This is a genomic window from Streptomyces sp. AK02-01A (assembly GCF_033795305.1).
Lineage (GTDB): Bacteria > Actinomycetota > Actinomycetes > Streptomycetales > Streptomycetaceae > Streptomyces.
Window position 1 is genome coordinate 22,297 of the sequence record NZ_JARBAE010000018.1, and the last position, 26,548, is coordinate 48,844.

At 70.4% G+C, this 26,548-nt stretch carries 26 protein-coding genes; 5 read left to right on the forward strand and 21 right to left on the reverse strand.

What is annotated here, in order from left to right; genetic code table 11:
- Position 1: 1 nt before the first annotated feature.
- Both PV679_RS18410 and pyrR read right to left on the reverse strand, forming a co-directional pair.
- Positions 2-1,060, reverse strand: coding sequence for an aspartate carbamoyltransferase catalytic subunit (locus tag PV679_RS18410; RefSeq protein ID WP_319681390.1), 1,059 nt, complete (start codon positions 1,058-1,060; stop codon positions 2-4).
- A gap of 85 nt (positions 1,061-1,145) precedes the next feature.
- Positions 1,146-1,733, reverse strand: coding sequence for a bifunctional pyr operon transcriptional regulator/uracil phosphoribosyltransferase PyrR (gene pyrR, locus PV679_RS18415; protein ID WP_319681391.1), 588 nt, complete (start codon positions 1,731-1,733; stop codon positions 1,146-1,148).
- Positions 1,734-1,948: 215 nt separating this feature from the next.
- Between pyrR and bldD the strand changes: the two genes are divergently transcribed.
- The gene (bldD, locus tag PV679_RS18420; protein WP_005319862.1) at positions 1,949-2,449 is read left to right on the forward strand and encodes a transcriptional regulator BldD; all 501 of its coding nucleotides are present in this window, start codon (positions 1,949-1,951) and stop codon (positions 2,447-2,449) included.
- Between the two features lie 237 nt (positions 2,450-2,686).
- Here the strand turns inward: bldD and nusB are convergent, their stop codons facing one another.
- From nusB to PV679_RS18490, 14 genes are all read right to left on the reverse strand, one after another.
- Entirely contained in the window at positions 2,687-3,115 is a 429-nt protein-coding gene (gene nusB, locus PV679_RS18425; RefSeq protein WP_319681392.1) for a transcription antitermination factor NusB, read from the reverse strand.
- A 2-nt stretch (positions 3,116-3,117) separates the two neighbouring features.
- Positions 3,118-3,684: an elongation factor P gene (gene efp / locus PV679_RS18430; RefSeq protein ID WP_319681393.1), complete on the reverse strand. Its 567-nt coding sequence runs from the start codon at positions 3,682-3,684 to the stop codon at positions 3,118-3,120.
- Positions 3,685-3,734: 50 nt separating this feature from the next.
- Positions 3,735-4,838, reverse strand: coding sequence for a M24 family metallopeptidase (locus PV679_RS18435; RefSeq protein ID WP_319681394.1), 1,104 nt, complete (start codon positions 4,836-4,838; stop codon positions 3,735-3,737).
- 81 nt (positions 4,839-4,919) lie between these two features.
- The gene (locus PV679_RS18440) at positions 4,920-5,825 is read right to left on the reverse strand and encodes a Pro-rich N-terminal domain-containing protein (RefSeq protein WP_319681395.1); all 906 of its coding nucleotides are present in this window, start codon (positions 5,823-5,825) and stop codon (positions 4,920-4,922) included.
- 122 nt (positions 5,826-5,947) lie between these two features.
- Entirely contained in the window at positions 5,948-6,388 is a 441-nt protein-coding gene (gene aroQ / locus PV679_RS18445) for a type II 3-dehydroquinate dehydratase (RefSeq protein ID WP_319681396.1), read from the reverse strand.
- Positions 6,385-7,479, reverse strand: a complete 1,095-nt coding sequence (gene aroB, locus PV679_RS18450; RefSeq protein WP_319681397.1) for a 3-dehydroquinate synthase — start codon at positions 7,477-7,479, stop codon at positions 6,385-6,387. Before aroB ends, aroQ begins: the two co-directional genes overlap by 4 nt.
- Positions 7,476-8,066 (reverse strand): shikimate kinase, encoded by a 591-nt coding sequence (locus tag PV679_RS18455; protein ID WP_319681398.1) that lies wholly within the window; start codon positions 8,064-8,066, stop codon positions 7,476-7,478. The genes aroB and PV679_RS18455 overlap by 4 nt, the downstream gene beginning before the upstream one ends.
- The gene (aroC, locus tag PV679_RS18460; RefSeq protein WP_319681399.1) at positions 8,063-9,247 is read right to left on the reverse strand and encodes a chorismate synthase; all 1,185 of its coding nucleotides are present in this window, start codon (positions 9,245-9,247) and stop codon (positions 8,063-8,065) included. The genes PV679_RS18455 and aroC overlap by 4 nt, the downstream gene beginning before the upstream one ends.
- Positions 9,248-9,426: 179 nt before the next feature.
- Positions 9,427-10,272, reverse strand: a complete 846-nt coding sequence (locus PV679_RS18465) for a shikimate dehydrogenase (RefSeq protein WP_319681400.1) — start codon at positions 10,270-10,272, stop codon at positions 9,427-9,429.
- Positions 10,250-12,022 carry an endolytic transglycosylase MltG gene (mltG, locus tag PV679_RS18470; RefSeq protein WP_319681401.1) on the reverse strand — a complete coding sequence of 591 codons (1,773 nt, stop codon included), beginning with the start codon at positions 12,020-12,022 and terminating at the stop codon, positions 10,250-10,252. The genes PV679_RS18465 and mltG overlap by 23 nt, the downstream gene beginning before the upstream one ends.
- 122 nt (positions 12,023-12,144) lie before the next feature.
- Positions 12,145-12,609 carry a Holliday junction resolvase RuvX gene (gene ruvX / locus PV679_RS18475; protein WP_319681402.1) on the reverse strand — a complete coding sequence of 155 codons (465 nt, stop codon included), beginning with the start codon at positions 12,607-12,609 and terminating at the stop codon, positions 12,145-12,147.
- A 51-nt stretch (positions 12,610-12,660) separates the two neighbouring features.
- Positions 12,661-15,330: an alanine--tRNA ligase gene (gene alaS, locus PV679_RS18480; RefSeq protein ID WP_319681403.1), complete on the reverse strand. Its 2,670-nt coding sequence runs from the start codon at positions 15,328-15,330 to the stop codon at positions 12,661-12,663.
- A complete protein-coding gene (locus PV679_RS18485) occupies positions 15,330-15,665 on the reverse strand; it encodes a hypothetical protein (protein ID WP_319681404.1) in 336 nt (111 codons plus the stop codon). The genes alaS and PV679_RS18485 overlap by 1 nt, the downstream gene beginning before the upstream one ends.
- A 7-nt stretch (positions 15,666-15,672) precedes the next feature.
- Complete coding sequence (locus PV679_RS18490; protein WP_319681405.1) at positions 15,673-16,098, reverse strand: DUF948 domain-containing protein; 426 nt, start codon at positions 16,096-16,098, stop codon at positions 15,673-15,675.
- Positions 16,099-16,266: 168 nt separating this feature from the next.
- On the opposite strand from PV679_RS18490, the gene PV679_RS18495 reads away from it, so the two are divergent.
- A complete protein-coding gene (locus PV679_RS18495) occupies positions 16,267-18,453 on the forward strand; it encodes an ATP-binding protein (RefSeq protein WP_319681406.1) in 2,187 nt (728 codons plus the stop codon).
- Positions 18,454-18,478: 25 nt separating this feature from the next.
- Here the strand turns inward: PV679_RS18495 and rpsD are convergent, their stop codons facing one another.
- Positions 18,479-19,093, reverse strand: a complete 615-nt coding sequence (rpsD, locus tag PV679_RS18500) for a 30S ribosomal protein S4 (RefSeq protein WP_161311511.1) — start codon at positions 19,091-19,093, stop codon at positions 18,479-18,481.
- A 180-nt stretch (positions 19,094-19,273) separates the two neighbouring features.
- On the opposite strand from rpsD, the gene PV679_RS18505 reads away from it, so the two are divergent.
- Positions 19,274-19,966: a DUF2470 domain-containing protein gene (locus PV679_RS18505; RefSeq protein WP_319681407.1), complete on the forward strand. Its 693-nt coding sequence runs from the start codon at positions 19,274-19,276 to the stop codon at positions 19,964-19,966.
- Positions 19,967-19,984: 18 nt separating this feature from the next.
- Here PV679_RS18505 and PV679_RS18510 read toward each other — a convergent pair whose 3' ends face one another.
- The 4 genes from PV679_RS18510 to PV679_RS18525 all read right to left on the reverse strand — a co-directional run bounded on the left by PV679_RS18510 (position 19,985) and on the right by PV679_RS18525 (position 24,208).
- Positions 19,985-21,340: a replication-associated recombination protein A gene (locus PV679_RS18510; RefSeq protein WP_319681408.1), complete on the reverse strand. Its 1,356-nt coding sequence runs from the start codon at positions 21,338-21,340 to the stop codon at positions 19,985-19,987.
- Positions 21,341-21,408: 68 nt separating this feature from the next.
- On the reverse strand, positions 21,409-22,044 hold the full coding sequence (locus PV679_RS18515) for a vitamin K epoxide reductase family protein (protein ID WP_319681409.1): 636 nt from the start codon (positions 22,042-22,044) through the stop codon (positions 21,409-21,411).
- Positions 22,045-22,179: 135 nt separating this feature from the next.
- Complete coding sequence (hisS, locus tag PV679_RS18520; protein WP_319681410.1) at positions 22,180-23,442, reverse strand: histidine--tRNA ligase; 1,263 nt, start codon at positions 23,440-23,442, stop codon at positions 22,180-22,182.
- 13 nt (positions 23,443-23,455) lie between these two features.
- A complete protein-coding gene (locus tag PV679_RS18525) occupies positions 23,456-24,208 on the reverse strand; it encodes an MBL fold metallo-hydrolase (protein ID WP_319681411.1) in 753 nt (250 codons plus the stop codon).
- 150 nt (positions 24,209-24,358) lie between these two features.
- Here PV679_RS18525 and PV679_RS18530 point away from each other — a divergent pair, with 150 nt between their 5' ends.
- Together PV679_RS18530 and PV679_RS18535 are read left to right on the forward strand one after the other, a co-directional pair.
- A complete protein-coding gene (locus PV679_RS18530; RefSeq protein ID WP_319681412.1) occupies positions 24,359-25,153 on the forward strand; it encodes a peptidylprolyl isomerase in 795 nt (264 codons plus the stop codon).
- Positions 25,154-25,302: 149 nt separating this feature from the next.
- Positions 25,303-26,532, forward strand: coding sequence for a DUF349 domain-containing protein (locus tag PV679_RS18535; RefSeq protein WP_319681413.1), 1,230 nt, complete (start codon positions 25,303-25,305; stop codon positions 26,530-26,532).
- Positions 26,533-26,548 lie beyond the last annotated feature (16 nt).

A 26,548-nucleotide genomic window follows, 5' to 3' on the forward strand; every position in this document is an offset into this window, starting at 1 on the left:
GTTACTTGCTCTCCTCGGAGTCGGTGGCGGGCGCGAGACGCGCCGGATCAGAGATGGTGGCCGACGGGCGGGAATGGGTGACGGCGGGCTCGTTGCCGCCGAGCAGCAGATAGAGCACGGCCATCCGGATCGAGACACCGTTGGCCACCTGTTCGACGGCCGTGCAGCGGTCGGAGTCGGCGACCTCGGCGGTGATCTCCATGCCGCGGTTCATCGGGCCCGGGTGCATCACGACGGAGTGCTCGGGCATCCGGGCCATCCGGTCGCCGCCCAGGCCGTAGCGGCGGGAGTACTCGCGCTCGGTCGGGAAGAAGGCGGCGTTCATCCGCTCGCGCTGTACGCGCAGCATCATCACCGCGTCGGACTCGGGCAGCACCCGGTCGAGGTCGTACGACACCTCGCAGGGCCACCGCTCGACGCCGATCGGCACCAGGGTGGGCGGGGCGACCAGGGTGACCCGGGCGCCGAGTGTGTGCAGCAGCAGGACATTGGAGCGGGCGACCCGGCTGTGCAGTACATCGCCGACGATGGTCACCCGCCGGCCGTCGAGATCGCGCCCGATGCCGGTGTCCGGGCCGACCAGGCGGCGGCGCAGGGTGAAGGCGTCCAGCAGCGCCTGGGTGGGGTGCTCGTGGGTGCCGTCGCCGGCGTTGACGACCGCGCCGTCGATCCAGCCGGAGGTGGCGAGCCGGTAGGGAGCGCCGGAGGCGCCGTGCCGGATGACGACGGCGTCCGCGCCCATCGCCTCCAGCGTCAGCGCGGTGTCCTTGAGCGACTCGCCCTTGGACACGGAGGAGCCCTTGGCGGAGAAGTTGATGACATCGGCCGACAGGCGCTTGGCGGCGGCCTCGAAGGAGATCCGCGTACGGGTCGAGTCCTCGAAGAAGAGGTTGACGACGGTACGGCCGCGGAGGGTCGGCAGCTTCTTGATGGGCCGGTCGGCGACCCGGGCCATCTCTTCCGCGGTGTCGAGGATCAGGACGGCGTCGTCGCGGCTGAGATCGCCGGCCGAGATGAGATGGCCGGGTGTGCGGGGGTTTGCCCCTGGGAGGCGCAGCATCGGGAGTGCTCCGGTGTGTGGAGGTGTGCGGGCGTGCGGGCGCGCTGGCGCAGCCGTACGGGACTGATGGCGTACGGAGGCGCCGCTACCGCTCGCCGGACGCGGCGGGCTGCCTCAGGCCGAGCAGCACGGTGTCCCGGCCGTCCTCCTCGGCGAGCTGGACCTTGACCGTCTCCCGCAGCGAGGTGGGGAGGTTCTTGCCGACGTAGTCGGCGCGGATCGGCAGCTCGCGGTGGCCGCGGTCGACGAGCACGGCGAGCTGTACGGCCCGCGGCCGGCCGATGTCGCCGAGCGCGTCGAGAGCGGCGCGGATCGTACGGCCGGAGAAGAGCACATCGTCGACGAGGACCACCAGACGTCCGTCGACCCCGTCACCGGGGATGTCGGTGCGGGCCAGCGCGCGGGCGGGCCGCAGGCGCAGGTCGTCGCGGTACATGGTGATGTCGAGGGAGCCGACGGGGATCGAGCGGCCGGTGATCTCCGCGAGCTTCTCGGCCAGCCGGCGGGCCAGGAAGACGCCACGGGTGGGAATGCCCAGCAGCACCACATCGTCCGCGCCCTTGGCGCGTTCGACGATCTCGTGCGCGATACGGGTCAGCACCCGTGCGATGTCGGGCGCCTCCAGAACGGGGCGCGCGATGCCGGAGCTCTCCGGCGGGTTTTCCGTGTCCATGCGAAACGGACCTCCTTCTCCGCCTCACGGGACGGACCTTAAAGGACGTCGGATGTCTGAATTACGCCACCCAAGTTACCAGGAGCCGCCGGAACGCCTCGTACCGCCCCTCTTCCGAGGCCCTGCGAAGGGCCCCCCGGCCTCCTCGGCTTGACGCATCCAAGTAACGCTGCGTAACCTCACAGTGAGTTACCAGACTTCGTCCGGGGAGCTATATGTCCAGCGAATACGCAAAGCAGCTCGGGGCCAAACTCCGCGCCATCCGCACCCAGCAGGGCCTCTCGCTCCATGGCGTGGAGGAGAAGTCCCAGGGCCGCTGGAAGGCCGTGGTGGTCGGTTCGTACGAGCGCGGCGACCGTGCGGTCACGGTGCAGCGCCTCGCCGAGCTGGCTGATTTCTACGGGGTCCCGGTGCAGGAACTCCTTCCGGGCACCACGCCCGGCGGAGCGGCCGAGCCGCCGCCGAAGCTCGTTCTGGACCTGGAGCGGCTGGCTCATGTGCCGCAGGAGAAGGCGGGCCCGTTGCAGCGTTACGCGGCGACGATCCAGAGCCAGCGCGGCGACTACAACGGCAAGGTCCTGTCGATCCGCCAGGACGATCTGCGGACGCTGGCCGTGATCTACGACCAGTCGCCGTCGGTCCTGACCGAGCAGCTCATCAGCTGGGGCGTCCTGGACGCGGACGCCCGCCGCGCGGTCGCCCACGAGGAGAGCTGACCAACCGGGAGCAAACAGCAGAAACGTCACCTCCGGAGGGCGGTCCCGTGCTACGGGTCCGCCCTCCGCCGCGTTCGCGGACGCGGGCGCCACCGGTACACGGCCGCGTGGTTTCGTACCGGACCGGCCCGGTACGCGCCAGGCCCGAGGCAGAAGACGAGCGGTCCTCTGCTTCGGGCCTGGAGAGCCGAGCGGGCGCGGCAGCCGGATCCCGGGGCCTTGGAGGCCCGGCGGGCCTCAGACGCGGCGCAGGCTCGGCTTGAGGTCCTTGAAGCGGCCCAGCAGGCCGTTCACGAAGGACGGGGAGTCATCGGTGGAGAACTCCTTGGCGAGCTGTACCGCCTCGTCGATCACCACCGCGTCCGGGGTGTCGTCCACCCACACCAGCTCGTACGCGCCGAGCCGCACGATGTTCCGGTCGACGACCGGCATCCGGTCGATCGTCCAGCCCACCGAGTAGGTGGAGATGAGCTCGTCGATACGGTCCGCGTACTCGGCGTACCCCTCGACCAGCTCCATGGTGTACTCGCCCACCGGCGGCTGGCGCTCGTCGGTCCGGGCATGCCGGATCCAGTCCGCGAGGACCGTCTGCACGGGCGCCCCGCGCTGGTCGGCCTCGAAAAGGATCTGGAAGGCGCGCTTACGGGCCTTGTTCCGGGCAGCCACGGTTAGCTGTTCACCCGGCCGAGGTACTCGCCGGAGCGCGTGTCGACCTTGATCTTCTCGCCGGTGGTGATGAAGAGCGGGACACCGATCTCGTAGCCGGTCTCCAGGGTGGCGGGCTTGGTGCCACCGGTGGAACGGTCGCCCTGCACGCCCGGGTCGGTGTGCTGCACGACCAGCTCGACGGCGGCGGGCAGCTCGACGTAGAGCACCTCGCCCTCGTGGGTGGCGACGCTGGCCGTGAAGCCCTCGATGAGGTAGTTGGCCGCGTCACCGACGGACTTGCGGTCGACCATGAGCTGGTCGTAGGTCTGCATGTCCATGAAGACGTAGTACTCGCCGTCCATGTACGAGAACTGCATGTCACGGCGGTCAACGGTGGCCGTGTCGACCTTCACACCGGCGTTGAAGGTCTTGTCGACGACCTTGCCGGAGAGCACGTTCTTGAGCTTGGTGCGCACAAAGGCCGGGCCCTTGCCGGGCTTGACGTGCTGGAACTCGACGACGGACCAGAGCTGGCCCCCGTCGAGCTTGAGCACCAGGCCGTTCTTGAGGTCGTTCGTGGAAGCCACGGTTGCGGAATCTCCTGGACTGAAAGCTGGCGGACGACCAGGAGTGCGCGCTAGAGCGCGAGCAGCTCCTTGGTCGTGATGGTGAGTAGCTCCGGCCCGCCGTCCGCCTCGGGGCGGACGACGAGCGTGTCATCGATCCGGACACCGCCCCGGCCCGGGAGGTGGACCCCCGGTCCGACGGTGACCGGCACGCAAGCGTCCAGTTTACCCATGGCCGCAGGCGCGAGCTGCGGGTCCTCGTCGATTTCGAGCCCGACCCCGTGCCCCGTACGGGGAGGGAGCCCCTCGGCGTACCCGGCAGCCTCCAGCGGCTGACGGGCCGCGCGGTCCACATCGCGATAGCCGGCGCTCGGCACGAGAGCCTCCCGACCTGCCCGTTGTGCCGAGAAGACCAGCTCGTACAGCTCGATCTGCCAGTCGGCCGGTGAGCTGCCGATGACAAACGTACGGCCGATGAGACAGCGGTATCCCCGGTAGTCCGCACCGAGGCTGACCGTGAGGAAATCACCCTCCTCGACCCGGCGGTCCGACGGATGGTGGCCGTAGCGGCCGGAGTTGGGACCGGTGGCGACATTGGTCGGGAAGGCGGGGCCCGCGGCGCCGTGATCGACGAGCCGCCGCTCCAGCTCCAGCGCGAGATGGCGCTCGGTGCGGCCGACCAGGATCGACTCCAGCAGTTCGCCGAGCGCCTGGTCGGCGATCTCGGCCGCGATCCGCAGACAGCCGATCTCCTCCTCGTCCTTGACGATCCGCTGCTGCTCGACGGCGCAGCCCAGGTCCGCGAGGCGCAGCCGGGGCGCGACGGAGCCGATCGCCCGGTGTCTGGCGACGGTCAGATGATGCTCCTCGACGGCGAGCGACTCCACGCCCGACCGTACGAGGATCCCGGCCGCCGCCACCGCCGGATCTCCGGTCGCGGTGGGCAGGACGATCAGCCGCAGCCGCTCGTCGAGCCGTCCGTCGGCGGCGCCCACCGGTGTGCGGGGACAGAGCAGCGTGTCCTCGTCGGGGCCGAGCAGCAGTACGGCGCCCGGCAGTGCCCCGCCCGCGAGATAGCGGACATTGGCGGGGCGGGAGACCAGGGCCGCGGCATTGCCTGCCGCGGCACACCGGTCGCGCAGCCGCGCGCGGCGGGCCGCATACACGTCTGACATGATCCGAGCGTATGAGCGAAGGCGCCACTCGGCCGGTTCAGCGCGTCCGACTGGGGGCCGTCCGGGCGGGCGGCGCCGCTGTCACCAGTTCGGCGGGCTGGTGAGCGCACGGGCCAGGACCTCGTCGAGGACCCGGGCCGTGGTCTCCACGTCGTAGGTGGAATTGTCGATGATGGGCAGTCCCGAGCCGTACCAGCCGGCCATCCGGCCGTGGATGCCGGCCACCTCCTCGTCGGCGAGCCTGCGGTTTCCGCTGCGGGCGGCGTTGCGCTCCAGCACGATCTCCAGGCCGGGCAGCAGCACGACAGGCAGCAGGCCGGGGCCGACATGGCGCTTCCAGCCGCCGAGTCCGACGACCGGCCGGTCCGGGAAGACCGCGTCGTCCAGGATGCAGGAGATGCCGTTGGCCAGGAAATTGCGGGCGGCGAAGCCGCAGGTGCGGCGGGCCAGCCGGTACTGCGCCTCGGAGTGGTCGTTCCAGCCGGCCTGAGGGTCCGCGAATCCGGAGCAGACCCATTCGCGGACGTCGTCCAGGCTGATGTGCGCGGTGGACACGCGGCGGCGCTGCGCCCAGTGACGGGCGACGGTCGTCTTGCCGGCGCCGGCCGGGCCGATGAGCAGCACGGCGAGCGTCGCCGCGCCGGTGCCGCTGTCCGCGGGCGGCGCGGGCGGTACGGGCACCGGGCCGCCGGGCGGGAGGCGGATGTGCCCGGTGGAGTCCGGAGGCGGCGGTCCGGCCGGCGGTCCCGGCGGCGGTATGGGCGCCTGCCGGGGCACCGGACCCGGATGAGCTCCGGGAGCGTGGTGCGGCGGGTGCGGCGGGCCCTGCGCGGGGCCCGCACCGGTCCAGCCCGGCGCGGGCCGCTGTCCCTGGTGCGCGCCGGGAACCGTCGGCGGGCCCGGCGGCGGTGCCTGGTGCGGCCATCCGTCCGGTCCCTGCCCCGGCCCCTGAGGAGGCGGCAGCGGAGCCCCCACTGCGTGCTGCATCCGGTGCCACTCCGTCTCGTACGACTGACGCTGGTCGGCGGCCCACCGGGCCGCGTGCTACCGAACGGTACCGCCCCCGGCCGCCACGACGGCAACGGCCGGGGTCTGGCTCAGGTGCCCGGTCAGCCGGTCAGTTCCTCGGCGAGGGCACGCAGCGCGAGCCGGTACGAGCCGATTCCGAAGCCCGCGACCGTCCCGCTGGCGACGGCCGCGACCACCGAGGTGTGCCGGAACTCCTCACGGGCGTACGGATTCGAGATGTGCACCTCGATGAGCGGCGCGGTGCGCTGGGCCGCCGCGTCCCGCATTCCGTACGAGTAGTGGGTGAACGCGCCGGGATTGAGAACGACCGGAATCGCACTGTCCGCGGCCTCGTGGAGCCAGCGGATCAGCTCTCCCTCGTCGTTCGTCTCGCGCACGTCGACGTCGAAGCCGAGCTCCTTGCCCAGCGTGCGGCAGGCGTCCACCAGCCCGGCGTACGAGGTCGCGCCGTAGACATCCGGCTCGCGCGACCCGAGACGGCCGAGGTTGGGCCCGTTGAGGACGAGGACCCGACGGGTCACGCGGACACCTCCCCGTACGCCGCGAGCAGCACGGCCGGGTCGGGGCCCTCCAGCACGGTCGGCTTGGCGAGACCGTCCAGCACGATGAAGCGCAGCAGATCGCCGCGGGACTTCTTGTCGACCTTCATCGTCTCCAGCAGCCGCGGCCACTGGTCGCCCCGGTAGGTCAGCGGCAGGCCGACGGACTCCAGGACGGAGCGGTGCCGGTCGGCGGTGGCGTCGTCGAGACGGCCGGCGAGACGGCCCAGCTCAGCGGCGAAGACCATGCCGACGGAGACCGCGGCGCCGTGCCGCCACTTGTAACGCTCGTTCTTCTCGATGGCGTGCGCCAGCGTATGGCCGTAGTTGAGGATCTCGCGCAGACCGGATTCCTTCAGATCGTTGGAGACGACCTCGGCCTTGACCCGGATCGAACGCTCGATCAGCTCGGCGGTGTGCGTGCCGGCGGGTGTACGGGCGCCCGCCGGATCGGCCTCGACCAGATCGAGGATCGCCGGGTCGGCGATGAACCCGGCCTTGATGATCTCGGCCATGCCGCTGACGTAGTCGTGGACGCCCAGCGACTCCAGCGCGGCGAGGTCGCAGAGGACACCGGCCGGCGGGTGGAAGGCGCCGACGAGGTTCTTGCCCTCGGCGGTGTTGATGCCGGTCTTGCCGCCCACCGCCGCGTCGACCATGGCGAGCACGGTCGTCGGAACGGCGATCCAGCGCACTCCGCGCAGCCAGGTCGCGGCGACGAACCCGGCCAGGTCGGTGGTGGCCCCGCCGCCGACGCCGATGATCACATCGGTACGGGTGAAGCCGGTCTGGCCGAGTGCCTTCCAGCAGTACGCCGCGACCTCGACGGTCTTGGCCTCCTCCGCGTTGGGCACCTGGATCGCGACGGCTTCGTACCCCTGCTCCGCGAGGTCCTGCCGCAGCGCCTCGCCGGTCCCGGCGAGCGCCTCCGGGTGCAGCACGGCGACCCGTCTGGCCTTCGGGCCGATAAGAGCGGGCAGCTCGCCGAGAAGCTGCCGGCCGACCAGCACCTCGTACGGGTCGTGCCCGGCCGAGCCGCCGACCTGGATACGGGTGACTGCCTGGTCCGTCATGCGTGGTTCTCCTTGTCGGCGGTCCGGGGATCCTCGGTGCCGGCCGCCGGTGCGGCGGTCCCCGGAAGGTGCTTCAGCTCCAGGGCGTCGAGGACGGCCTCCGCGACCTCTTCCGGTGAGCGGTCGTCGGTCGCGACCACCACCCGGGCCACATCGGTGTAGTGATGGCGGCGTGCCTCCATCAGCAGCTTCCACTGCTGACGGGGGTTGACGGCGAGCAGCGGGCGCGCGGTGTTCAGCCCGACGCGCTTGATCGCCTCGCCGACCTCCATCGACAGATAGACGACGGGCAGTCCGGCGAGCAGCTCGCGGGTGGCGGCATCGAGGATCGCGCCGCCGCCGAGGGCCAGGACGCCCGCGTGCTCGGTGACCGCGAGCCGTACCGCTTCCCGCTCCAGCTCACGGAAGCGCGGCTCGCCCTCGTCGACGAAGATGTCGGAGATCGACTTCGACCGCGCGGCGACGATATCGGCGTCGCTGTCGCGGAAGCCCGTGCCGAGACGCTCGGCGAGCAGCTCACCGACGGTGGACTTGCCGACGCCCATCGGGCCGACCAGCACGATGACCGGTCCGTTGTCCGCGCTCATCGGATCTGGAGGTTGTCGAGGTACGAGCGGACATTGCGGCGCGTCTCCGGGACGCTGTCGCCGCCGAACTTCTCGGCGACCGCGTCCGCGAGGGTCAGCGCGACCATGGCCTCGGCGACGATACCGGCGGCCGGCACGGCGCAGACGTCCGAACGCTGGTGGTGCGCCTTCGCGGCCTCGCCGGTGGCCACATCGATGGTGGCGAGCGCGCGGGGCACGGTGGCGATGGGCTTCATCGCGGCCCGTACCCGCAGCAGCTCACCGGTCGTCAGACCGCCCTCGGTACCGCCGGAGCGGCCGGAGGCGCGCCTGACGCCTTCGTCGGTCGACAGGATCTCGTCGTGTGCCTGGGATCCCGGCACCCGCGCCAGACCGAAGCCGTCGCCGACCTCTACGCCCTTGATGGCCTGAATGCCCATCAGCGCGGCGGCCAGCCGCGCGTCGAGCCGGCGGTCCCAGTGGACGTGCGAGCCGAGTCCGACCGGCACTCCGTACGCCAGCACCTCCACGACGCCGCCGAGGGTGTCGCCGTCCTTGTGGGCCTGGTCGATCTCGGCGACCATCGCCTCGCTCGTGTCCGCGTCCAGGCAGCGCACCGGGTCGGCGTCCAGCTTCGCCACGTCGGACGGTGTGGGATACACGCCGTACGGAGCCTTGACGGCGGCCAGCTCGACGACATGGGACACGATCTCGATCCCGGCCGTCTCCTTCAGATACGAACGCGCCACGGCACCGAGCGCGACCCGGGCCGCGGTCTCCCGGGCGCTGGCGCGCTCCAGGATCGGCCGGGCCTCGTCGAAGCCGTATTTCTGCATCCCCGCGAGATCGGCGTGGCCGGGCCTCGGCCGGGTCAGCGGCGCGTTGCGGGCCAGCTCGGCCAGTACGGCGGGATCGACCGGATCGGCCGCCATGACCTGTTCCCACTTGGGCCACTCGGTGTTTCCCACCATGATCGCGACGGGCGATCCCATGGTCAGGCCATGCCGTACACCGCCGAGGAAGGTGACCTCGTCACGCTCGAACTTCATCCGCGCGCCGCGCCCATAGCCGAGGCGCCGCCGGGCCAGGTGGTCCGCCACGATCTCCGTGGTGATGGGCACACCGGCGGGAAGACCCTCCAGCGTCGCGACGAGTGCGGGGCCGTGCGACTCCCCTGCGGTCAGCCAGCGCAACCTGCTCAACGGTGCTCCTCATCCTCGCGCCTGGAACTGCAGTGGCGCGACCGGGTGCGCGGCCCTGGCCCGCCATCTCCGATCCTCCCACGCTCATGGCGCGGCCCGGCCTCCGGTCCAATCGGCGGACGTCGTGCCGGGGCCCGGGACACCCGTCGCACGGTAAGGCAAACCCACCGATACGGGACCTATCGCGCTTCGAGCGCCTTTTCGCCCGCTTTCCGCATCAGCGCGAGCGGTGCCGGCGAGCGGCCCGTCATCCGCTCGACCTGGAGGACCGCCTGGTGCACCAGCAGGTCGAGACCGCCGACGACCGGGCAGCCGCGGGCCGACCAGGCGGCGGCGAGGGCCGTGGGCCAGGGGTCGTACAGCACGTCGAAGAGTGTGCCGGGACGGCCGGGGACCCGCAGGGCCAGCTCGTCGGTGGCTCCGGCCGGCGTGGTGGCGATCACCAGCGGCGCGTCGAAGGCCAGGGCCGCGTCGGCCCAGCCGGCGATACGGACGTCGACACCGAGCCGTTCGCCCCAGCCGCGCATCTCGGCCGCCCGGGTCTCACTGCGCACATACGCCGTGACGGGCCCGGTACAGACGCGGGCGAGCGCGGCGAGCGCCGAGGACGCGGTCGCGCCCGCGCCCAGGATCGCCGCAGACTCCACCGTGTCCACACCGTGCTCGCCCAGCGCGGCGATCATGCCGGGGATATCGGTGTTGTCTCCCACCCGCCGGCCGTCGTCACCGAAGACGACGGTGTTGACGGCCTCGACGGCGGCGGCGGTCGCGGTGACCTCGTCGAGCAGCGGTATGACCGCCCGCTTGAGCGGCATGGTCAGCGACAGTCCGGCCCAGTGGTCGCCGTCCAGCTCCGCGAGGAAGCCCGGAAGCCCGGCCTCGTCCACCTCGAAGCGGTCGTACGACCAGTGGATGAGGCCGAGTCCCGCGTACGCGGCGCGGTGCAGCACCGGAGAGAGGGAGTGCGCGATGGGCGACCCGAGGACGGCCGCCCGACGCACCTCAGCCTGTGCCCTGACGGTCATTGAACTTTTCCTTGAGCGTCTGGAATTCGGCATAGGTCTTGGCGAACTCGGTCTTGTGCTTCCCGTCGGTCGCCACGAAGTAGAGCCAGCCGTCCTCCGTCGGATCCAGGGCCGCGGCCAGCGCCTCGTTGCCCGGGTTGCCGATGGGCCCCGGGGTGAGGCCCTTCTGGGTGTAGGTGTTGTACTTGTCCTTGTTGCTGTTGATCTCGGACTCGCTGATCGCGATCTTGCTCTGGCCCTTGAGGTAGTTGAAGGCGGAGTCGAACTGAAGGAGCTGGTTCGTCTCGGTGTTGGTGGGCTTGAGACGGTTGTAGACGACCTCGGCCATCTTGCGGAAGTCCTCGTGCGTCTTGCCCTCGGCCTGGACAAGGCTGGCGACGGTGACCAGTTCCCACGGGTTTTCGAGGCCGAGCCGCTTGGCGTTGGCCGCCAGATCGAGCCGGCCGTACTCCGCGTTCGCCCGGGCGACCATCTTCTTGAGGACGGCCTCCGGCTTCGTTCCCTTCGCGACCGGATAGCTCGCGGGATAGAGGAAGCCCTCCAGCGGATCCTTGACCGACGGGTGGTTCTTGGCCCACGCCGGCAGACCGAGCTCCGCGGCCTGGTCCTTGGCGACCCCTTGAGTGGTGCCTTCCGGAAGACCGAGCCGCTTGTCGATCTGCTTGTAGACGAGGACGTTGCGCGTGCCCTCCGGGATGATCAGGGACTCGCGGCTGCTGGGCTTGAGCATCTGCGTCACGGCGCTCGCCGCCGACATGCCCTTGCTGAGCGAGTAGACGCCCGCCTGGATCATGTTGCCCTTGGGATTGCCCCGCTGGGCGGCGACGAAGGCGCCCTGGCTCTTCACCACGCCGTTCTTGACCAGGATGGCGGCGATCTCGTAGCCGCCGGCCCCCTGAGGAATCTCGACCTGGACCGAGCCGGAGCCCTTGCCCGAGTAGTCCGGCGGTGCGCCGAACTTGGCCTGCCAGAACTGGTAGCCGAAGTAGCCGACGCCGCCGACACCACCGGCGAGCACCACGGTCAGAAACAGACAGGCGCAGCCGTTGCGGCTCTTCTTCTTCGTCTTGCCCCGGCGCTCCCGGCCGTTGCCGCGCCGGTTCTCACCCGGATCGCTGTCGTGCTCACCGTCGTCGTCACGGCCCTCGTCACCGGTGAAGAAGGGATGCTCCTCCTCCTTCTGCGGGTCCGCGTCCCACTCGGTCTCCGGCTCGGGCTGCCGCCGGCCCGGCGGCTGCGGCGGCGGGAACGCGTCGGGAGTGCCGTAATAGTCCTGATTCTCCGCATAGCCGCCACCCTGCTGCGCCTCATAAGGCGGCGCTGGGTTCCCGGCGTACGGCATCGTCGCCTGCTGACCGGTGTCCCAGCCGCCGTTGTACTGCGGGTCGACGTACTGCTGATGTTGTTGTTGCTGATGTTGCTGGTGTTGCTGCTGTGTGTGCGCCTGGGCCTGCTGCGGCTGCTGGGGATCGCTGTACTGCTGAGGGTTGTATCCCGGCTGCCCGCCGTGCTGCGGTACGCCGTTCACGTCGTACCGCGGCTGCTGGTAGGGCTGCTGATACGGGTCCTGACCGGCCCCGTACTGCCCCTGGGTCTGGGGTTGCTGCTGCTGCGGATACTGCTGCTGCGGCTGCCCGCCGTAGGGAGCGTGGCCGTCTGCGGGCTGCTGTGCTCCCCACCCCTGGTCCCCGTACAAGGGGTCCTCGGGGTGCCACGGTGCGGAGCCGGGGCCCCGGCCATAGTCAGTCATCGATCCCCTAGAGCCGCGAGGCGGCGTTCGCCGAGCGCAGTGACACGGCGTTCGTTCGCCTCTTCATTGTGCGGCGGCTGTTCGAACACCACCGCATCGCGCGGAACGTTACCGTATCGCGATCAGATGACCACTTCGACGCCCTCGCCGGGAGCACTTCCAGAGACCCGTTCGGCCTCCAATGCGCTCTGGAGGATGACGACCGCCGCCACTTGGTCGATGACGGCCCGGCCCTTCTTCGACTTGACGCCCGAAGCGCGCAGTCCCTGACCGGCTGTCACCGTGCTCATGCGTTCGTCGACCAGCCGTACCGGCAGTGGCGCGATACCCCGGGCCACCTCCTGCGCGAACACACGTACCTTCGCGGCGGCCGGTCCCTCGCCACCGTTGAGGGACCGGGGCAGACCGATCAGCACCTCGACCGGTTCGTACTCCTCGACGAGCTGCCGCAGCCGCCGGTGGGCGGCCGGGACATCGCGTCCCGGCACGGTCTCCACCGGCGTGGCGAGGATCCCGTCGGGGTCGCACGAGGCGACCCCGATCCGGGCGTCCCCGACATCGATCGCGAGACGGCGTCCTCGGCGCACGGCGTCAGACCTCTTTCCGGCGGTGTGTTTCTCCGGCCGCGCGAGCCCGGCTCACGCGACCTCGGCGACAAGGCGTTCGACGGCGGCCATGGCGTCGCCGACGGCGGCCGGGTCCTGACCGCCGCCCTGGGCGACGTCCGGCTTGCCGCCACCGCCGCCGCCGAGGGTCTTGGCGGCGGTACGGACCAGGTCACCGGCCTTGAGACCGCGCTCGCGAGCGGCCTCATTGGTGGCGATGACCGTCAGCGGACGCCCGTTCGCCGTGGTGAACAGCGCCACGACGGCCGGCCGGTCGCCCGGAATACGGCCACGGACATCGAGGACCAGCTTGCGCAGATCGTCGGCCGAGGTGCCGTCCGGGACCTGTCCGGTCACCAGGGCGGTGCCCCGTACGTCGACGGCGCTCGCGGCCAGCCCGGCGGCGGCGGCGAGGACCTTCTCCGCGCGGAACTTCTCGATCTCCTTCTCGGCGTCCTTCAGCTTGGCGAGCATGCCGGAGATCTTCTCGGGCAGCTCCTCGGAGCGTCCCTTGACCAGCTCCTGGAGCTGGGCGACGACGGTGTGCTCCTTGGCGAGGAAGTGGTACGCGTCCACGCCGACCAGGGCCTCGATACGCCGCACTCCGGAGCCGATCGACGATTCGCCGAGCAGCTTCACCAGGCCGAGCTGGGCCGTGTTGCCGACATGCGTACCGCCGCACAGCTCCTTCGAGAAGTCACCGATGGTGACGACACGGACGCGCTCGCCGTACTTCTCGCCGAACTCGGCGATGGCGCCCTGCTTCTTGGCCTCGTCGATGCTCATGACCTCGGCCCGGACGTCCAGTTCACGGGCGAGCACTTCGTTGATCTTCTGCTCGACGTCGGTGAGGACCGTGCCGGGCACGGCGGCCGGTGAACCGAAGTCGAAGCGGAAGCGTCCCGGCGAGTTCTCCGAACCTGCCTGGGCGGCCGTCGGGCCGAGAGCGTCGCGCAGCGCCTGGTGCGTGAGGTGGGTGGCGCTGTGGGCGCGGGCGATGGCACGGCGGCGCGTGATGTCGATGGCGGCGTGCACCGGAGCGCCGACCGTCACCTCGCCGACCTGTACCGACCCCTTGTGCACGGTCACGCCGGGAACAGGCTGCTGGACGTCGCGAACCTGGATGACGGCGCCGGTGTCCAGCCTGATCCGGCCCTGGTCGGCGAGCTGGCCGCCGCCCTCGGCGTAGAACGGCGTGCGGTCGAGCACGACCTCGATCTCGTCGCCCTCGGAGGCGGCGGGCGACGACACGCCGTCGACCAGCAGGCCGACGATGGTCGATTCGCCCTCGGTGGAGGTGTAGCCGGTGAACTCGGTGGCGCCGCTGTCGTCGGCGACCGCGCGGTAGGCGGAGAGGTCGGCGTGGCCGGACTTCTTGGCCCTGGCGTCGGCCTTGGCCCGCTCCCGCTGCTCCTTCATCAGACGGCGGAAGCCGTCCTCGTCCACGGACACGCCCTGTTCGGCGGCCATCTCCAGGGTGAGGTCGATCGGGAAGCCCCAGGTGTCGTGGAGCAGGAAGGCCTTGTCGCCGGTGAGGACCCGGCCGCCGGAGGCCTTGGTCTCGGTGACGGCGGTGTCGAGGATGTTGGTGCCCGCCTTGAGCGTCTTGAGGAAGGCGGCCTCCTCGGCGAGGGCCACGGTCTCGATGCGCTTGCGGTCGCTCTCCAGCTCCGGGTACTGCTCGCTCATGGTCTTGATGACCACATCGGCCAGTTCGGCGACGACCGGCTCGGTGGCGCCGAGCAGCCGCATATTGCGGATGGCGCGGCGCATGATGCGGCGCAGCACATAGCCACGGCCCTCGTTGCCGGGAGTGACACCGTCACCGATGAGCATCACGGACGTACGCATATGGTCCGTGACGACCCGCAGCGAGACGTCGGAGGCGTGGTCGGCGCCGTAGCGCACGCCGGTCAGCTCGGTGGCCTTGTCGATGACCGCCATCGAGGTGTCGATCTCGTACATGTTCTGCACGCCCTGCAGGATCATGGCGAGGCGTTCGAGACCGAGGCCGGTGTCGATGTTCTGGGACGGCAGGTCACCGAGGATCTCGAAGTCGTCCTTGCCGGTGCCCTCGCCGCGCTCGTACTGCATGAAGACCAGGTTCCAGATCTCCACATAGCGCTCGTCGTTGACGGCCGGGCCGCCCTCGACGCCGAACTCCGGGCCCCGGTCGTAGTTGATCTCGGAGCACGGGCCGCAGGGTCCCGGCACACCCATGGACCAGAAGTTGGGGCCCATGCCGAGGCGCTGGATGCGCTCGGCCGGTACGCCCACGACGTCGCGCCAGATGCGTTCGGCCTCGCCGTCCTCCTGGTAGACGGTGATCCAGAGCTTCTCGGGCTCCAGGCCGAAGCCGCCGTCCGCCACTGAGCTGGTGAGCAGCTCCCAGGCGAGCTTGATGGCGCCTTCCTTGAAGTAGTCCCCGAAGGAGAAGTTGCCGCACATCTGGAAGAAGGTGCCGTGCCGGGTGGTCTTGCCGACCTCTTCGATGTCCGGCGTACGCACGCACTTCTGCACGCTGGTGGCGCGCCGGTACGGCGGCTTGACCTCGCCGAGGAAGTACGGCTTGAAGGGCACCATGCCCGCCGGGACCAGCAGCAGAGTCGGGTCGTCCGCGATGAGCGACGCCGAAGGGACGACGGTGTGCCCGCGCTCCTCGAAGAAGCTCAGCCAGCGGCGGCGGATTTCAGCCGACTCCATCAGTGGTCCTCATTCCGGTTGTGCGGGTTGTAGGCGTTCTTGGTCCGGGGGTGAGCGGTCTGCTCGATGGCGGCGATGCGCCGCGGCGCCGGAAGCGCGGGATCGGCGGGTGCGTCCAGGCCCAGCGCGTCGCCCAGCTCGGCCTCGCGCCGCGCCACCCCCGCTCTGACGTCAACAGCGAATTCCCTCAGCTTGTGCCCGGCTTCGAGCGCCTTGTCCGCCGCCTGGGCGGCGAGGCTCTCCGGGGTGAGCTGCCTGAGCTTGCGGTTGACCTTGGTGGTGGCCCAGACGCCGGCGGCCACGCCCGTGGTGAACCAGAACGTACGGCGGAACATCGCTGCGTCAGCCCTTCTTCCTGCGCCGGGCCGCCGGCACCGTGCGGCCGGCCACCGTGCGACGGGGCGCGGGACCGGCGGCCGGTGCTCCCCTGCGCCCCAGGGCCTGCCGTACGCCGTAGCCGAAGGCCGCGACCTTCACCAGGGATCCGCCGAAGGTCGAGGCGACCGTCGTGGACAGCGCCGAGGCGTTGGAGGTGACTTCCTGGACGTCCGTCGCGATGGCGTCGACCCGGTCGAGCTGCGTCTGCGCGGAGCGGACGGTCGCCGACGCGTCCGCGAGCAGCGGCACGGCCTGTTCCGTCACATCCGCCACGAGTCTGGTGGCCGCCTTGAGCGTCTGGGCCAGCCTCACCAGCACCACGGCCAGGAAGGAGACCAGGATCGCCCAGAACACGGCCACCAGGATCCCGGCAACCTCTCCACCGGTCACGCCGCACCGCTCCCTGATCGTTGACGGTCCTCTGGAAAGCGACTGGAAAGTCGTCCTCCGACCCTATCGCGCCGACGGTCGCGTCCCGAACCGCATTGACTTCGGCCGGAACCGGCGGCGGCGGCGAGATTGTACGGAGTGCTTCCGGATGAGTACTCTGCGTGTGCCATGCGCCGTTCCTTCCGCTCCGGCCCTTCCTCCGACGGGCCTCCCCCGGTTCCGGGCAATCTTCCCGTCGAGCTGAGCCCTTTCGTGGGGCGTGCGGAGGAGCTGTCCGCGCTGACGGAGCGCCTCGTGCGGTCCAGGCTGGTGACGGTGGTGGGAGTCGGCGGGGTCGGCAAGACCCGCTTGGCCGTCCGGGCCGCGCATCTGGTGAAGAAACGCTACTGCGACGGAGTCTGGCTCGCCGAGCTCTCCGCGCTCCGCGATCCCGGGCTGCTGGAACACGCCCTCGCCGAGGCGCTCGGACTGACCGACCACAGCAGCAGACCTCCGCGCTCGGTGCTGGCCGACCATCTCGCCGCGCGCCGGCTGCTGCTCGTCCTGGACGGGTTCGAGCAGCTCATCGACGAGTGCGCCGCGCTGGTGGCGGAGCTGCTGCGCCGCGCACCGGGGCTGCGGGTGCTCGCCGTGGGCCGCCGGACGCTGCGCGTGGAGGGCGAACTGCCCTTCCTGCTCCCGCCGATGACGGAGGAGGACGCGGTCCTGCTCTTCACCGAGCGAGCGGCTTCCGCGCTGTCCGGCTCCGGGCCCACCGACGCGGACCTCCCGGCCGTACGGGAGCTCTGCCGCCGGCTCGACTCCATCCCGCTCGCGCTGGAACTGGCGGCCGGACGGCTGCCCGCGCTCTCGGTCGAGCAGGTGCTCGACCGCGTCGGCGACCGGTTCCGGGTGCTCACCGAGGGCCGGCGGGACGCGCCCGCGCGCCACCGGACGCTCAGGACGGCGATCGGCTGGAGCCATGAACTCTGCACACCACCGCAACGGCTGCTCTGGGCACGGCTGTCGGTCTTCGCCGGGCCGTTCGAACTGGAGGCCGCCGAGTATGTCTGTGGCGGCCCCGAGCTGCCGGCCGAGAGCGTCGTCGACGAGATCGCCGAGCTGATCAGCCAGTCCCTGGTGGTCCGCGAGGAGACACCGGCGGGAGTGCGCTACCGGATGCTGGAGACGGTCAGGGCCTACGGAGCCGAGTGGCTGGACGCCCTGGACGACACCGGACGGATGCGCCGGCGCCACCGCGACTGGTACATGGGGCTGGCGACCTGGTACGAGCTGGAGTGGTTCGGCCCGCGCCAGGCGCAGGTCGCGGTCGGCACGGACAGCGCGCTGCCCAATCTCCGCGCCGCGCTCGAACTGTGTCTGGAGACGCCCGGTGAGGCCCGGCTGGGCCAGCATCTGGCGGGCACGCTCTGGTTCTACTGGGCCGGCTGCGGCCGGCTCACCGAGGGACGGCACTGGCTGGAGCGGGCCCTCGCGCTGGACACCCCTTATGACGAGGCACGGCTGAAGGCGCTGTGGGTCCTGGGCTATGTGGCGATCCTCCAGGGCGACAGCACGGCGGCGGTGGGCGCGCTCTACGAGTGCCGGGAGGAGGCGGCTCGTACGGGCAACGCGCCCGCGCACGCGTACGCCGTGCACCGGCTGGGCTGTCTGGCGCTGCTCTCCGACGACATGCCGCGCGCGGAACGGCTGCTGCGTTCGGCGCTCGCCGCGTACCAGGAGCTGGGAGAGCTCAACAGCAATGTGCTGATGGGCCGGGCCGAGCTGGCCATGTCACTGGTCTTCCAGGGCGATCTGGACGCGGCGGTCGCGCTGTGCACGGAGGTCCGCGAGCTCTGCGAGGACAGCGGTGAACGCTGGGCCAGGGCGTACGCCTTGTATGTGCTGGGCTACGCGGCCTGGACCCGCGCGGAGTACACCGGGGCGCGCGCGCTGGTCGCGGAGTCCATCACCATCCACCACACCTTCAACGACCTGGTCGGGCTGGTGCTGGCGGTCGAGCTGATGGCACTGGTGACGGCGAGCGAGGGCGATCCGGCGGAGGCCGCCGTCCTCCAGGGAGCCGCGACCCGGCTGTGGGAGCCGGTCGGCGTGCCGCTGTTCGGCTCCGGCTTCTTCGGTGCGCCGCGTGCGCTGTGCGAGCGGCGGGCCGGTGAGCTGCTCGGCGCGGAGCGGTACGAGGCGTACGAGAGCGAGGGCCGCGGGCTCTCCGCGCCGGCGGCCGTCCGCAGGGCACTCGCCGGACACCCGGCCGTCCCGGTACCGCCACCGCCCTCCGGCCCGCGCCGGCCCGCCAGGAAAAAGCGGAAGCCCGCCGGCTTCCCCACCCGGAAGGGCGGAGAAGCGGCGGGCTGAAGCGCTGTTGAGTCCTCGCGCCGCGTCAGCGGGCGTAGTACTCGACGACGAGCTGCTCGTCGCAGATGACCGGGATCTCCTTGCGCTGCGGGTCACGGTCCAGGCGGAACGCCAGGGCCTTCAGGTTGACCTGCAGGTAGCGCGGGGTCTCGCCGTCGGTGTCGTAGCCACCCTCACGCGCGACCTGGAAGGGGACCTTCTCACGGCTGCGCTCGCGGACCATCACGACATCGTCGGGACGGACACGGAAGGACGGCTTGTCGACCTTGCCGCCGTTGACCTCGATATGACCGTGAACGACCATCTGGCGGGCCTGGTAGATGGTGCGGGCGATGCCCGACCGCAGGACCAGCGCGTCAAGACGGCGCTCAAGCTCGACGACCAGGGCCTCGCCCGTCTTGCCCTCGGCCTTCTTGGCACGGTCGTAGGCGCGGGCCATCTGGCGCTCGCTGATGTCGTACTGGGCGCGCAGGCGCTGCTTCTCCAGCAGACGGACCTTGTAGTCACTGTTCTGCTTGCGTCCACGACCGTGCTCACCCGGCGGGTAGGGACGGGCCTCGAAGTACTTGACAGCCTTCGGCGTCAGCGCGATACCGAGCGCACGCGACTTCTTGACCTTGGGACGCGACTGGTTAGGCACGTTCTCCAGACCTCCGTTGTAGGTTAGGTTAGGCTCACCTTACTCAAAGGAGATCGCATGTCTCGCCCTGGGAACACCACGCGCATCACAGACAGTCACGGCACCGCGCAGGGCACCGAATCGACGGAGGTCCGATCAGCTCATGGTCAGCCGCGTCCCAGCGGGCTTGAAATCGATCGGATGCCGTCAGCAGCCGAACGCACACGAACTCTCGTACAGAGTACATGCTCGGCGGTGCTGCTCATTCCAGGTCTGAACGGGGCCCGCGGCCACCAGTTGATGCCGGACGCCCGCACCGTGGGACCCGAGGGCGAGGTCTTCCTGGTGTTCCCCGCCGGCTCTCCCGCCGTACGCGCCGCGGCCCACGCGCAGGACGACGAGCTGAGCGCCGTACTGGAGATCACGGATGTCGCGCCCGTCTCCGTACCCCACCGTATCCGGGGCCGCGCCTCGCTCTCCGGCTGGCTCACCCGCGAACCGGCGCTGTCGGAGCCCGGGCGCGTGATGCTCCGTCTGGAGGTGGGCGAGGCGTCCGTGGACGACCTCTGGGGCTCCGGCCCGGTACGGCCCGAGGACTTCGCCGCCGCCGTGGCCGACCCTCTGCTGGAGCACGAGGCGGAGCTGCTCCAGCATCTGCACGCCGCGCACAGCGGAGAAGTCCAGCGATTGCGCGCACTGCTCGGCGAACGGAGCGGGACGTCGGCCGACGGCGGCACCGCCGCCGTACCGGTCGCCCTCGACCGCTTCGGGCTGCGGGTCCGCTTCACCGGCGTCCAGTGCTTCGACGCACGCTTCGACTTTCCCGAGCCGGTGCGGAACGTGCACGAGCTGCGCCGGGCCATGCACACGCTCTTCGACGCGGCCGCGCGGTAACGGCCTCGCCCGGACGCCTCAGGAGCCGTCGCCGCGCAGCCGCTCGCGCACTCGGTCGACCACGTCCGCGTAGCGCGCTTCCGCTCCGTACCGCGTCGGCTCGTAGTAGTGTTTCCCGCTCACCGCGTCAGGAGCGTACTCCTGAGCGGCGATCGCGCCCGGCACATCGTGCGGATAGACATAGCCCTGGGCATGGCCGAGCTTGGCCGCGCCCTTGTAGTGGCCGTCCCGCAGATGGGCCGGGACCGGTCCCGCCAGTCCTCTCTTCACATCCTCCAGCGCGGCCGAGATCGCCGTCGTGGCCGCGTTGGACTTGGGGGCGAGCGCCAGCGCGATGGTGGCATGGCTCAGCGTGAGCGCGGCCTCCGGAAAGCCGATCATGGCCACGGCCTGAGCGGCGGCGACCGCGATCGGCAGGGCCGTCGGATCGGCGAGACCGATGTCCTCGCTCGCCGAGATCATCAGCCGCCGGGCGATGAACCGCGGATCCTCTCCCGCGTCGATCATCCGGGCCAGATAGTGCAGCGCCGCGTCGACGTCGGACCCGCGGATCGACTTGATGAGCGCGCTCGCCACGTCGTAGTGCTGATCGCCGTCCCGGTCATATGTCACCGCCGCGCGGTCGACGGTCTCCTCGACCGTCTGGAGGCTGATCTCCTTCTCGTGTTTGGCCAGCGCGGCGCCGGCCGCCGCCTCCAGCGCGGTCAGCGCGCGGCGGGCGTCGCCGCCCGCGATCCGCAGCAGATGCGCCTCGGAGTCCTCGGGAAGGGTGACGGCGCCACCGAGACCACGCTCCTCGGTGAGTGCCCGCCGCAGCAGACTTCGCAGGTCCTCGTCGGTGAGCGGCTCCAGCGTGAGCAGCAGGGAGCGGGAGAGCAGCGGAGAGATCACCGAGAAGTACGGATTCTCGGTGGTGGCCGCGATGAGCGTGACCCAGCGGTTCTCCACGGCCGGCAGCAGCGAGTCCTGCTGGGCCTTGCTGAAGCGGTGGATCTCGTCGAGGAAGAGGACGGTGTCCTTGCCGAAACCGCCGGAGGCACGGCGGGCGCCGTCGATGACGGCCCGTACCTCCTTGACGCCCGCGGTGATCGCGGACAGCTCCACGAAGCGTTTGTTGGTGGCCTTGGACACCACGTACGCGAGGGTCGTCTTGCCGGTGCCCGGCGGGCCCCAGAGGATCACGGACGACGGTCCTGCGGGGCCGCCGCTGCCCTCACCGACGAGCCGGCGCAGCGGAGAGCCCGGCTTCAGCAGATGCTGCTGGCCGACGACTTCGTCGAGGACACGCGGGCGCATCCGGACGGCCAGAGGGCTGCTGGACGGGTCCTTCTCCTGGCGTTCTTCGGCCGCTGCGGTAAAGAGGTCGGGCTCCACGCGTGAAGCCTATGCCAGTGCACTGACAACGCCGTCCTGGCGGCCGGGACCGAGCGCCTCCGGGCCGGTCAGCCGGTCCAGAAGTCCCACCAGCGGGTCAGGATGAGCATCCCGATGACACCGATGTGCAGCACCGGCAGCACCCAGGTGAACTCGCCCAGGAAACCGCGCAGCCAGGCGGGCGCCGGCAGGATTCCGTTGCGGATGTTGTGGGACGTCACGTACCAGAACATCACGATCGTGGCGACCCAGGCCAGGCAGCACCACAGGCAGAGCGAGCTGATGTTGTACAGCGACTGGTACTGCAGCCAGGTGCAGAAACCCACGCCGAAGAGCGTGCCCGCGTTCAGTCCGAGCCAGTACCAGCGCCGGTAGCGCGCTCCGGCCAGCAGACCGAGACCGATTCCGATGACGACGGTGTAGGTGGCCAGTCCGAGCATCGGGTTCGGGAATCCGAACGCCGACGCCTGCGCGCTCTTCATGATGTTCCCGCAGGAGACCACCGGATTCAGGCTGCATCCCGGCGTGAAGCCCGGGTCCTCCAGCAGCTTGAACTTGTCGATGGTGATGACCCAGGAGGCCAGCAGTCCGGCCGCGCCGGTGATCACCAGCAGCAGCGCGAAGCCCCGGCCGGCGCCGACCGCGCGCGCGGCGCTCCGCTCCTCCTGGTCCGAGGAGACCTCGTCAAGTGCCGCACTCGTCATATCGCTGTTCCATCATCCGGTGAGCTGAACGGGCAGCCTCATTGTGCCGTACGCCCGGCGCGGTCCACCGTTCGCTGGAGATAAGGACGGGAAGGGCCCGGACGGTGACCGTCCGGGCCCGCACCGCGCACAGGCTCAGCCGAGCCGCCGCGTGAGCTCCGTCACCAGCGCGTCGAGCGCCACCGGCGTCTGCTCCCCGCTCTCCATGTCCTTGAGCTGTGCCACGCCCTCCGCGAGATCGCGCTCGCCCGCCACGATCGTGTACCGGGCGCCGGACCTGTTGGCGTTCTTCATCGCGCCCTTGAGGCCCTTGCCGCCGTACGAGAAGTCGGCGGCGACGCCGCCTCTGCGCAGCTCGGTGACGACGCCGAACAGCGTCCGCCGCGCCTCCTCGCCGAGCGGCACCGCGAAGACGCTGGTGGCCCTCGGAAGGTCGAGCGTGATGCCCTCCGCCTCCAGTGCCAGCACCGTACGGTCCACACCGAGCGCCCAGCCGACCGACGGCAGCGCCGGGCCGCCGATCATCTCGGAGAGCCCGTCGTAACGGCCGCCACCGCCCACCGCGGACTGCGCGCCGAGCCCGTCGTGGACGAACTCGAAGGTGGTCCTGGTGTAGTAGTCGAGGCCGCGTACGAGCTTCTCGTCGTCCTCGTAGGCGACGCCCGCCGCCGCCAGCAGCTCGCGCACCTCCTCGTGGTACGCCTTGCACGCGTCGCAGAGGTAGTCGCGCAGCATCGGCGCCCCGGCCAGTTGGCGCTGTACATCGGCGCGCTTGTCGTCCAGGACCCGCAGCGGGTTGATCTCGATACGGCGGCGGGTCTCCTCGTCCAGGTCGAGACCGCGCAGAAAGCCCTGGAGCGCCTCGCGGTAGACGGGCCGGCACTCCTGGTCGCCCAGGGAGTTGAGCAGAATGCGGAAGTCCCGCAGACCCAGCGACCGGTACGCCTGGTCGGCCAGGATGATCAGCTCGGCGTCCAGTGCGGGATCCTCGGCGCCGATCGCCTCGGCGCCGACCTGCGAGAAGTGCCGGTAGCGGCCCTTCTGAGGGCGCTCGTAGCGGTAGTACGAGCCGGAGTACCAGAGCTTGACCGGCAGATTGCCGGCCTTGTGCAGATTGGCCTCAAGGGCCGCGCGCAGCACGGATGCGGTGCCCTCGGGACGCAGTGCCAGCTTGTCGCCGCCCTTGGTCTCGAAGGCGTACATCTCCTTGGAGACGATGTCGGTGGACTCGCCGACGCCTCGGGCGAACAGCTCGACGTTCTCGAAGCCGGGCGTCTCGGCGTATCCGTAGCCGGAGTTCCGCAGTGGTGCGGAGAGGGCCTCCCGCACCGCGAGATAGATCGCGGAGTCGGGCGGAAGCAGGTCGTAGGTGCCCTTGGGGGCCTGGAAGGTGCTCATGGAAATCGCTGCGTCACATTCCTCGTCGCGGAGCGGCGTCCGGGCCGCTTCCGAAGCCGGTGGCGCCAGTCGTCCCGGAGTTTCCTCCGGGAAGCACAGCCCGCAGATACGGGTTGGTGGCGCGCTCCCGGCCGATGGTCGTCTGGGAGCCGTGGCCGGACAGCACCACGGTCGAGTCGTCGAGCGGCAGGCACACACGGGCCAGCGACTCAAGCATCTCGGCCGGATCGCCGCCGGGCAGATCGGTGCGTCCGACGGAGCCGGCGAACAGCAGATCGCCCGAGAAGAGGACCGGCGGGATGTCGTCCCCGCCGGCGCCCTCGGGCAGCCTGAAGGTCACCGACCCCTTGGTATGGCCGGGCGCGTGCGCGACGGTGAACTCCAGGCCCGCCAGGGTCAGTCCGGCGCCGTCGGTCAGTTCCCGGACGTCGTCCGGCTCTCCCACGGTGATCTCGCCCATCAGCGGCATCCCGATCGAGCGGCCGATGGCCTTCTCCGGGTCGCTCATCATGTACCGGTCGGCGGGATGGATCCACGCGGGTACGTCATGTGCTCCGCACACCGGGACCACCGAGGCGACATGGTCGATATGACCATGGCTGAGAATGACGGCGACGGGCTTGAGCCGATGCTTTCTGACGGCTTCCTCGACTCCCTGGGCGGCCTGGTGGCCCGGGTCGATGATCACGCACTCCTCACCCGCGGCCGGGGCGACCAGATAGCAATTGGTCTCCCAGGCCCCGGCGCGGAACCCGGCAATGAGCACGATCGTCCTTATTTGTCGTCCGTCGGGAGAATGCAGCAGATCAGAGCCTACCGGCGCTGCTCATTCCACAGCCAACCCAGATACCGTACGGGGCTAGCCAGGCCGGACAGGATCACGACGAACGATGAACGAGAATAAGGAGTGGACCCGGTGGTCAACAGCGATCAGCGGCGGCGGCAGCTCGCCCGGGAGAAGTTCGAGCGGCAGCAGCAGCGCCGGGCGGTGGCCCGGAAGAAGGCGAAGCGCCGCAATGTCATCATCGCGTCCGCGCTGGCCGTGGTGGTGGCCGCGGGCGCCGCGGCGTACGCCTCGGTCGGTCTGACGGACGGCGACAGCAAGAGTGAGGCCGCGGCCGCGGCGACTCCCTCGGCACCGCCGTCGCCGTCGCCGACCGAGAGCAGCGCTCCCGAGCCGAAGCTGACGGTCGACAAGGGCGCGAAGTACACGATGGCGCTCAAGACGAACGAGGGCGACATCTCGATCGCGATGGACGCCGCGAAGACGCCGCACACCGTGAACTCCTTCAAGGCACTCGCGGACAAGGGCTACTTCGACGGCACGAAGTGCCACCGGCTGACCACCGAGGGCATCTTCGTGCTTCAGTGCGGCGACCCGAAGGGTGACGGCAGCGGTGGTCCCGGCTACACGATCCCCGACGAGAATCTGACCGCGCTCGGCAAGGCCGCCGGCGACGGCACCGTCACGTTCAAGGCCGGGACGGTGGCGATGGCGAATACCGGCCAGCCGCATACCGGTGGCAGCCAGTTCTTCCTCGTCTACAAGGACACCAGACTGCCTCCCACATACACCCCCTTCGGGACGATGGACGCCGACGGTCTGAAGGCCGTGAAGGCCGTGGCCGCGGGCGGAGTGGCCGGCGGCGCGGGCGACGGCGCGCCCAAGAAGGCGGTCACCGTGGAGAAGGGCACGGTCGACAAGGCGTGACCCTCTGAATTTCGGCCGTGCTGAGTGCGGACAGCCGGGCGGCCGGTCGCCTAGATTGGCGTTGTGCAGGGCGGGCGCTGCCCGCCCCAGGAACTGTGGATGATGCCCGGGGGCCAATCCCCTCGCGGGTATCAGGTGGAGGAGGCGCTGTGAGCAGCGACCCGTGGGGCCGCGTCGATGAGACGGGCACCGTGTACGTGCGGACGGCCGAGGGCGAGCAGGTCGTCGGATCGTGGCAGGCAGGCTCTCCGGAGGAGGCTCTGGCCTATTTCGAGCGCAAGTACGAGGGCTTGGTCGTCGAGATCGGCCTCCTCGAACGGCGGGTGAAGACCACCGACCTGTCCGCGAAGGACGCGGCCGCGGCCATCGAGCATCTTCGCGGACAGGTCGACGAGCACCATGCCGTGGGCGATTTCGAGGCCCTGCGCAAACGGCTCGACGAGCTGGTCTCGACGGTCGACTCGCGCCGTGAGGAGCGCAAGGTCCAGCGGGCGAAGCAGACCGACGAGGCGCGGCACGCCAAGGAGGCGCTGGTCGTCGAGGCGGAGGAGCTGGCCGCGAGCGACCAGTGGCGGTCGGCCGGCGAGCGGCTGCGGGCGCTGGTGGACACCTGGAAGGCCCTGCCGAGGCTGGACCGGAAGTCGGACGACGAGCTGTGGCATCGCTTCTCGCACGCGCGCTCGGCGTTCTCCAAGCGCCGCAAGGCTCACTTCGCGGCGCTGGACGCGCAGCGCGAGGACGCCCGTAAGGCCAAGGAGCGGCTGGTCGCGGAGGCCGAGTCGCTGTCCGGCTCCACGGACTGGGGAGCGACCGCGGCCCGCTATCGCGAGCTGATGACGGACTGGAAGGCGGCGGGCCGCGCTCAGCGCGAGTCCGAGGACGAGCTGTGGAACCGCTTCCGCGGCGCCCAGGACGTCTTCTTCGCCGCGCGCGGTGAGGTCTTCGCCGAGCGGGACGCCGAGCAGACCGAGAATCTCAAGCTCAAGGAGGACCTCGCGGCCGAGGCCGAGCGGCTGGTGCCGGTGACGGATCTCAAGGCGGCCAGGGCGGCCTTCCGGTCCCTCAACGAGCGCTGGGAGGCCATCGGTCATGTGCCCCGGGACGCCAGGCCCAAGGTCGAGGGCCGGATGCACGCGGTGGAGCGGGCTCTGCAGGACTCCGAGGAGAACGAGTGGCGCCGTACGAACCCGGAGGCGCGTGCGCGCGCCGAGGGTCTGACGGGTCAGCTCCAGGCGGCCGTGGACAAGCTGCGCACGCAGATCGACACGGCGCGCGCGGCGGGCAACAACGCCAGGGCCGACAAGCTCGCCAAGGAGCTGGAGGGCCGCCAGGCGCTGCTGGACCAGGCGCTGAAGGGCCTCCAGGAGTTCGGCGGCTGAGCACATCGTCGTACGA